Raw genomic sequence first — 7,935 nt, forward strand, 5'->3', positions numbered from 1 at the left:
GGGCCATGGCCACTAGCTCCCCTTGGGCAGTGCGCTCCAAGCGCAGCTCAGGATTTTGCCGGCAGAGCTGTTCAAAAACTTCATCCGTCAACTCCAGGCTGGGCCGCAAGTTGAGGGAGATCATCCCGTCCCACTAGCGCGAACAGAAGATTTGAGGAGGCGCTGGCGCTATTGTAACTAAACGCGGCGAGGAAGCCAGAGGAAAAGCTGGCAGCTAGGGAACGGCGGGGAAGGCTAAGAAGAAGGCTTGCCTCCTACCCCTGCAAGCCGCTATGCTACCGCCCAGGTTGAGGCATCCTCCGGTGGCAAGTCAGCAACTGCGGGTTTACGTCCCTCCCCATCCCCTCATCAAGCACTGGCTAGCCGTGGCCCGCGATAGAGAGACCCCCATGCCTCTTTTTCGCACGGCTTTGGTGGAGCTGGGCCGCTGGCTAACCTACGAGGCGATGCGGGAGTGGATCCCGACCCAAGCGGTGCAGGTGCAAACTCCTCTGGAAGCTGCGGCAGCAGAAGTTATCGCCCCCAACACGCCGCTAGCCATCGTGCCCATTTTGCGGGCTGGCCTGGCCATGCTGGAAGGCTGTCAGGCCCTCTTGCCCCAGGCACGGATTTTTCATGTGGGCTTGGTGCGGGACGAGGAGACGCTGCAGGTGAGTTGTTACCTCAACCGCCTGCCGGAGCGGATTCCAGATCAGATGCGCATTCTCATCCCTGAGCCAATGTTGGCCACGGGGGGTACCTTGCTGTGGGTTTTGGATGAGCTGAAAAAACGGGGAGCGGATCCCAGCTTGGTGAGGATTGTCAGCGTCTTGGCCGCGCCGCCAGGGCTGCAGCGACTGGGATCCCATTACCCAATGGTGCAAGTTTTCTGCGCCATGATCGACGAGCGGCTAAACGACCGGGGGTTTATCCTGCCCGGGCTAGGGGATGCTGGGGATCGCGCTTTTGGCACTTGAGTTCCGTTGCTGCTTGCCCAAGAGGTTCCGATTTGGGGACTGAACAGCTCCGGAGTTGGCAGCGGCCACGGGGATCCCTTGGTGAAGAACCAGAACGGGCGCAACAGCGTGAGTACAGCGAGATTTTTAGCTATTTCGGGGATCTAGCCACCCTAAAGGCAGCCCTTGCCCACCAGGAGGCCCCAGCCAGCCCTTCGCACTGGTATCTCAATCTGGCCTTTTTCGCTGGATCGAGTGGAAAGTCGTGCTTCCCAGTCCAATTGCGGATAGTCTCTGGAGTGAGGCCGTTGCCTCGGTGGGCCCGGGATCCAGTTCGCTTCCTTTCCCGGCCGTGAGGGGTGGAACAAGTGGTGTTGAGGTGGCTGGAGGAAACCGATCATGGTGAGGAATAAGCAACAAACCGGTGGACAGGCTGCACCCTGGGGCCTGAGTTCAGTAGTATGCCTGCTGGGTTTGGCGGTGGGTCTGCCTGCCTATGCGCAGCCGCCTATGAATTTGCTCACCGGCGAGCCAACGGTGGCCCAGCTCAAGGAAGATGCAGCTCGTTACCTGCAGATGGGCTTTTACACCTTAGCCATCAACGCCTACCGGGCCGCCCTTGAACTAGAAGACAAAGCCCAAGTGCTTCCCAGGGAGCGGGATCCTGACGTGCCCTTTAACCTCGGCTTGATCTACGCCCGCCAAGGCAAGCTGGCAGAGGCGCGAGCCGCCTTCCAACGCTCAGTGGAGGTGGATCCCACTAGCTTTAAGGCCCGCTACCAGTTGGCGCTGGTGGATCTTAAGTTAGGGAACCTGGTGGCGGCCAAGGAGCAGCTTACCCTCTTGGCCCATGCTGCCCGCAGCAACCCCGAAACCTACAGCCACATTCAATCCCTGCTGGCCCCCTTGGAGTCGATCCCTCTGCCTGGCCAACAGACCAACGACCTCCCTTCTCCTCTAGCCGTCGATTCGGAAGCAGGCAAACTTTCGCCCGAACCCGAGAAAAACAAAACAGCTCCTCTGCCGGTAGCAACCCCAGAAAAGCAGTCGGAAGAGGAGAAGCCTCTTTCTGCCCTGCAGCGGCTGCGCCGGGAGGAGAGGGACTAGATCCCTTTCTGTCAGCAAGCGGTTGGGGACAGACAGCTACGGCCTGGGAAGAAGAGCCAGCCATACTCAGAGAGCTGTTGGGACGGCAGCTTTCTCCAGTGTGGCTGATACTTAGGACGGGGTTAAAGCAGCAATAGAATCCCCCTGGCATTGATCCTAGGCCGGCAGGAGGAGCAAAATCTTGGAGTCCTGATCCTCAGACGAGCTTTTTGGCGGCAAAACCAGATCTTGCCATTCCCGGAAGCTAAGGCCAAGCCGAACCGTTTCATTGATTTCGTGTCTGTAGCCTTCCAATCTTCTGTGCAATTCAATCATGGACTGGGCAGCCGCTATAACTTGATTAGCTCGAGACATCAAACCGAGGATGACTTCTCTCCGAGCGCCAGTGTTCCACGGCATGCGATCCCATAACGTCCATTCTACTCCAACCAAAGATGGGGCAACGAGGGCAAGGATAGCATTCCTAGATCTTAGCGGTATGCTATCAGTCCAGGATTCGATGCTACATGTGTTGAAAATAGCCGTGCGTGTATGTTCATCAAACAGCTTATCTACATTTGACTCAGCCGTTACATACTTAAGAATTTCCAAAATGCTTGACAGTCTAACTCCTTGACAGGCACTGTGAAGATATCCTGAAGGATCTTCAAAAAGAAGCTTGACGTACTTCCTAATACGAGGTTTCAGAATCTCCTCGGCCTCAGCCAAGCGCTTAAGAGCCATCTCGTGCTCTTCAAGCTCTAAGTAACACTTAGTCTCTGTAACATAGACTAAAGATAGGATTAAGATGTACTCACGGGACAAAATACAGTTACCTTCATTCCAGTCAGAATCCCAAGCAGCTTGATAATAGTGCTCAGCCTCAAGTAAGGGTTGAATGACCTCGCTCACCAGCCGCCTCCTGCTGGACGAAGAAGACATCTTTAGAGCTATCTCTGCAACTTCAATTGCAGACTTAGTTTTAGCAAAGATCGATCTGTCTATTTTGTTCTTGATTTCAGAGATGGAGGCCTAAAGATTTTGGATCCGTGAATCAATTTGATTAAGCTTGGAGATGACGACTGCAAAGCCTATGGCAGACAAACCCAAGTTAGCTAGACCAAGAGCGGTGTTGAATTGAGTCAAGCCTAAGACGGTATTCAGTGTATTCCCGATATCGATTAATTTTAGGTTAATTTGTCCCAACTGAATGTTGGCAATAATCCCGTTGACAATGTCCAACCCGGGAATTCATTTACCAATGCTATCTGCAAGTGTCAGGCCTCCAGTTTCTCTCAGCCAGGCTACCACCCGCTTAGAAGCCACTTCTCTCACAACACCGCCTATGCGCTCATAGGTGCCATCTTGCAGGCCTTTCAGGATGGCTTCGGGAATGTCTAGGATGACTTGCTCAGCAACCATAAATCAGCAGCTCCTTGTCCTTGGGGCCATCAGACTAGCACAAAGAAAACCTTCTGAAAGTACTTGTACTTAAAAGTTTGCTAAAGCTTGAGGGAGGCCAGTCTCTTTGTTCTCAGTCGCAAAGGCGAGAGCCTATCATGGAAGTCTAGCCTCTCCTTACCGTTAGTCTGCCACTATGTCTGAGCCTTCTGGTCGCTTAGTTTGGAACCATTCCACTCACATCTCTGGCTTGATCCCTGTTCTGGAGCGCTTAACCCGACAACCCGGCATTAAAACTGTAACGCCAGGTGCCTTATCTTGCGCTCGCGGGCGGATCCCGCAGTTGCAGTTGCGGGTTTCTGTGCCCATTCGAGGTGGGTACAAGTTAGTTGCCCGCAAAGGCAGCAGCGTGCAGGAGGTCTTTGTGGTTACCGACCTCAGCCAGTCGGAGCTGGAAGCAGCGATTCGCCGCTGTTTAGAGTAGGTTTGAGTTCTCTTGGCAACGCAGCCCCGCCTTGGGCGCGCTATGTCCCGCGCTAGCGTCAAGCCCGCCCGCATTAGCGCCGTCCTGCCCGGATCCCTGGCGGCAAAGGCAGGCATTCAACCGGGGGAGGCGCTGGTGAGCATCAATGGCGAGCGGCCCCGCGACCTCATTGACTATCGCTTCCTCATTGCTGAGGAATATCTCTGCCTGGAGATCCTGGACAGCCAAGGGATCCGGCGCACGGTTGAGCTGGAAAAAGACGTTGACGAGGATCTGGGGCTGGAGTTTGAGACGGCTTTGTTCGATGGCCTCATCCAATGCAACAACGCCTGCCCCTTTTGCTTTATCGACCAACAGCCCCCTGAGATGCGGGCAACCTTGCATCTCAAAGACGACGACTACCGCCTCAGCTTTCTCTACGGCAGCTACCTCACCCTCACCAACCTGACCGCTCCCGAGTGGGATCGCATCGCCCGCCTGCGCCTTTCTCCTCTCTATGTCTCTGTGCATGCCACCGAGCCGGAGCTGCGCAGCCGCCTGCTCAAAAACCCCCGCGCCGGCCTCATCCTGGAGCAGTTGGCCTGGTTTCGCCAACACCGCCTGCAACTGCATGCCCAGGTGGTGGTCTGCCCAGGCTGGAACGATGGGGAGCACCTCACCCGCACGCTCTTGGATCTAGCCGCTTTTCGTCGGCCAGAAGAAGGGATCCCAACTGTCCTCTCGGCGGCGGTGGTGCCAGTGGGGCTGACCCGCTTTCGCCCCCCCAATGATGAGCTGATCCCGGTGGATGCTGCCAAGGCGGCGGAGGTGATCGATCAGGTGGAAGCGCTACAGGCGCAGTTTCGGCAAGAGTTGGGATCCACCTTTGCCTGGCTAGCCGATGAGTGGTATCTGCTGGCGGGTCGGGAATTGCCGCCGGAAAAGCACTACGAAGATTACCCCCAACTGGGCAACGGGGTGGGATCCCTGCGGCTTTTTCTCAGCCAATTCGAGCAGCTCAAACTGCCGCTGGAGATCCCTGCTCCTCTCAAATTGCTTTGGGTGGTGGGCAACGCAGTGGAGCGAGCCTTCCAGCCTGTGGTAGAGCGGATGAACCGCATCCACAGGTTGCAGTTACATCTTTTGCCCCTTGCCAGCCAATTCTGGGGACAAACCCTGACGGTAACCGGTCTGCTGACAGGGCAGGACATCCTCAACGCTTTGAAATCGGTTGAGAACCTGGCAAGTTACGACGGCCTGCTTCTGCCCCAGATTACCCTCAAGGATGGGGAGCGCTTCCTAGATGACCTCACCTGGCAAGACCTACAAGCCCAGGCTGGGATCCCGGTGGTGCGGGTGGATGGTGGTCCAGCGGGCTTGTTGGAGGCGGTGCAGCAGCTAGGATCGAGGGCAAGTTTGGACAGGACGCCATGAGGCTATGCAATGGCTGCGGCGAGGCGTGCTCCTGCTGCTCTGGGGGGGGCTAGGGATCCTGGCCATTACGGCCTTGGCCTCTTTCTACGTCGATCTGGCCTGGTTTGCCGAACTGAACGCCCTGCCAGTGCTCTGGACACGGGTATTTGCCCGCTGGGGGCTGGGCCTAGGCGCCTTTGTCTTTGCCCTGGCAGTGGTAGGAGTCAACATCCGCGCCTGCTGGCGGGGAGCAGACCCAGCCTGGGCCTGGGCCATTGCGCTGGGCCTGAGCGGCTGCTTGGCCTGGTTTCTTTCCCAGCACTGGTTTACGCTGCTGCTTTGGCTGCACCAAGTGCCTGTGGGGGAGTCGGATCCAATCTTTAACCGCGATCTGGGCTTTTTTCTTTTCAGCTTGCCCTTTTGGGAAAAGCTCCAGCACTGGTGCTTCAACTTGGTGCTATTGACCTTGGTTGCCGTTGCTCTCATCTACTTTGTGGAGCTGGGACTCTCGGAACAGCGGCTGACGCTGGCCCTTTCCCTGTTTGCCCAGCGGCACTTGCTCATCCTGGGGGGAGCTCTGTTTCTGCTTCGGGCCTGGGGCCACTGGCTGGAGCGCTACAAGTTACTCTACTCCACCCGCGGCGTGGTTTTTGGAGCCGGCTTTACCGATGTGCACGCCACTTTGCCAGCTACCACTTTGATGAGTGGGGTGGCTTTTCTAACTGCCCTTGGCTTCTGGGCCTTGGCCCGCCAAGGGATCCGCCTCAACCTTCCCTTGTTCAAATCCTGGTGCCCCCCCTGGGGCAGCTCCCTACTGGCGCCAGCTCTGCTGTGGGGAGCCTACCTGGGGTTCGGGCTACTGACTACCCGGCTTTACCCCCACTTGGTGCAGACCTTCTTGGTTACCCCCAACGAGCTGGAGCTGGAACGCCCCTACCTCGAGCACAACATCCGTTTTACCCGCGCCGGCTTTGGCTTAACCCAGGTGGAGGTCAAGCCCTTCCCGGAGGAGGGATCCCTTACCTGGGAGATCCTGCAGCAGAATCAATCTACCCTGAGCAACGTGCGCCTTTGGGATGCGGAGCCCTTGTTGGCCACCTACCGCCAACTCCAGGAGATCCGCCCCTACTACCAGTTTCCCTATGTGGATGTGGATCGCTACCGCATAGGGGGAGAGCTGCGCCAAGTCATGCATGCAGCACGCGAGCTGGACTTTGCCCAGGTACCGCCAGCGGCCCAAACTTGGGTTAACCGGCGCTTTTTCTACACCCACGGCTATGGCCTCACCCTCAGCCCAGTTAACGTGGTTACTCCGGAGGGGCTGCCAGACTTTTTTCTAGCGGATATCCCACCGCGGATTTCCCCGCGCTACCCGGAGGTAGCGGAGGTGCTGCAGGTGGATCAGCCGGCCCTCTACTACGGCGAGCTAACCACCACTGAGGTGTTTGTCGGCGCAGAGGCAAGGGAGCTGGACTACCCTGCTGCCGACCACTACGTCTACAGCAGCTACCGCGGCACAGGGGGTGTCCCCATTCCTCACCTTTGGCAGCGCTTTCTCTATGCCTGGCACTTCCGGGATCTGCGCATTCTCCTCAGCCGTGAGCTTTCCCCCAATACCCGCTTCCTCTACCGCCGCCAAATCCGCGAGCGGGTGCGCCAGGTGATGCCCTTTTTGCTCTACGACCAGGATCCCTACCTGGTGATTCAAGGCGGTAAGCTCTACTGGTTTTTCGACGCCTACACCATCAGCCGTTACTACCCCTACTCCGAATACTTGCCTGACTTTCCCTTCAACTACATCCGCAACTCCGTCAAGGCGGTGCTGGATGCCTACAACGGCAGCATCGACTGGTACATAGCTGACCCTCAGGATCCTCTCATCCAAGCCTACGCCCGCATCTACCCCACGCTGTTCAAGCCCCTGGAGGCCATGCCGGAGCCGCTGCGGCAGCACCTCCGCTACCCCCAGGATCTCTTCCGACTGCAGGCCCAGCAATTTGCCACCTACCACATGACGGATCCCCGCCTTTTCTACAACCGGGAAGACCAGTGGCAGATCCCCAACCAATTCCGCAAGGGACGGCGCCTCCCCATGCAGCCCCAGTACCTCATCCTCACCTTGCCGGAGGAGCGGCAAAAGGGATCCCCCAACGAACCTGAGTTCGTCTTGCTCTCTCCCTTCACCCCCCTCAACAAGCAAAACATGGTGGCTTGGATGGCCGCCCGCTGCGATGGGGAAAACTACGGCAAGTTGCTGGTGTACGAGTTTTCCAAGCAGCGTCTCATCTACGGCCCGGAGCAGGTGGAGGCGCGGGTGAACCAGGATCCCGCCATTTCCGAGCAAATTGCCCTCTGGAATGAACATGGGTCGCGGGTTAACCTGGGTACCCTGCTGGTTATCCCCATCGAGACCTCCCTTCTCTATGTCCAGCCTCTCTACCTGGAGGCGGAACAGAGCCGCCTGCCTCAGCTTACCCGGGTCATCGCCGCCTACGAAGACCGGGTGGTCATGGAGCCAACCCTCGCCCAGGCTCTAGAAGCCCTCTTCTCCCCCACTCTCCGCTAAGCCAGGATTTGCTGAGGGAGAGTTGACAGAACTTAACGGTTGGATTAAGGTTAGGTTGTCCATCTTCGCAC

General features: G+C 57.4%; 7 protein-coding genes. 5 read left to right on the top strand and 2 right to left on the bottom strand.

Annotated features, from left to right (window positions below; genetic code table 11):
• Positions 1 to 272 precede the first annotated feature (272 nt).
• Complete coding sequence (upp, locus tag NW807_RS02830; protein WP_414395589.1) at positions 273 to 956, top strand: uracil phosphoribosyltransferase; 684 nt, start codon at positions 273 to 275, stop codon at positions 954 to 956.
• Between the two features lie 378 nt (positions 957 to 1,334).
• Positions 1,335 to 2,042 (top strand): tetratricopeptide repeat protein, encoded by a 708-nt coding sequence (locus tag NW807_RS02835; RefSeq protein ID WP_414425240.1) that lies wholly within the window; start codon positions 1,335 to 1,337, stop codon positions 2,040 to 2,042.
• A 156-nt stretch (positions 2,043 to 2,198) separates the two neighbouring features.
• On the opposite strand, the gene NW807_RS02840 is transcribed toward NW807_RS02835, so the two are convergent.
• Entirely contained in the window at positions 2,199 to 2,933 is a 735-nt protein-coding gene (locus NW807_RS02840; protein ID WP_414425241.1) for a hypothetical protein, read from the bottom strand.
• 339 nt (positions 2,934 to 3,272) lie between these two features.
• The gene (locus NW807_RS02845; protein ID WP_414395585.1) at positions 3,273 to 3,443 is read right to left on the bottom strand and encodes a hypothetical protein; all 171 of its coding nucleotides are present in this window, start codon (positions 3,441 to 3,443) and stop codon (positions 3,273 to 3,275) included.
• A gap of 175 nt (positions 3,444 to 3,618) precedes the next feature.
• On the opposite strand from NW807_RS02845, the gene NW807_RS02850 reads away from it, so the two are divergent.
• From NW807_RS02850 to NW807_RS02860, 3 genes are read left to right on the top strand one after another with little or no spacing between them, the layout of a single operon-like run.
• Positions 3,619 to 3,906: a DUF2103 domain-containing protein gene (locus NW807_RS02850; RefSeq protein WP_414406032.1), complete on the top strand. Its 288-nt coding sequence runs from the start codon at positions 3,619 to 3,621 to the stop codon at positions 3,904 to 3,906.
• Between the two features lie 42 nt (positions 3,907 to 3,948).
• Positions 3,949 to 5,319, top strand: a complete 1,371-nt coding sequence (locus tag NW807_RS02855; RefSeq protein ID WP_414425242.1) for a TIGR03279 family radical SAM protein — start codon at positions 3,949 to 3,951, stop codon at positions 5,317 to 5,319.
• A gap of 4 nt (positions 5,320 to 5,323) precedes the next feature.
• Positions 5,324 to 7,864 (top strand): UPF0182 family protein, encoded by a 2,541-nt coding sequence (locus NW807_RS02860; protein ID WP_414425243.1) that lies wholly within the window; start codon positions 5,324 to 5,326, stop codon positions 7,862 to 7,864.
• Positions 7,865 to 7,935 lie beyond the last annotated feature (71 nt).

It is taken from the genome of Synechococcus sp. R70.1 (genome assembly GCF_047461675.1).
GTDB lineage: Bacteria > Cyanobacteriota > Cyanobacteriia > Thermostichales > Thermostichaceae > Thermostichus.